Origin of the sequence: Tenacibaculum aiptasiae, from assembly GCF_008806755.1 — a bacterium.
Lineage (GTDB): Bacteria > Bacteroidota > Bacteroidia > Flavobacteriales > Flavobacteriaceae > Polaribacter > Polaribacter aiptasiae.
In genome coordinates this window covers 1-347 of sequence record NZ_WAAU01000064.1, presented here as the reverse complement: position 1 = coordinate 347, position 347 = coordinate 1, and the positions used below count along the sequence as shown (strand labels likewise).

Annotated in this window: 1 protein-coding gene; it reads left to right on the top strand. The window is 29.1% G+C overall.

Annotated features, from left to right (window positions below; genetic code table 11):
• Positions 1–318, top strand: a 318-nt coding sequence (locus tag F7018_RS17985; RefSeq protein ID WP_150901486.1) for a Clp protease N-terminal domain-containing protein, incomplete at its 5' end; no start/stop codon positions are given.
• Between the last annotated feature and the right edge of the window lie 29 nt (positions 319–347).

Here is a 347-nt window from a genome sequence, read left to right as displayed (position 1 = left end):
GAATCAGTAAAAGGAAATTACTATTTGACAAAAGAATTGGAAACAAGTATAAAAAATGCAAAATATTATTCTTGGATTTATGGAGCGTCTGAAATCAAGCCTGAACATTTAATATTTGCAATGCTAGCGGATAAAAAAAGTGATGCTGGGAAATATTTAAATGCTAGCGGAATGAGCTACTCTGAATTCAAATCTGAATATCAAAACATAAAGAAAATTAAAGTAAATAGATTATTAGAGTCAATCGGTAAAAATAATCTAGCAGTACAAGTCGGAATCCCAATATTGATAAATAAATTAATAAAAAACAACCGCTAACAATACCCACAAATAATTGCTTGTTCTCG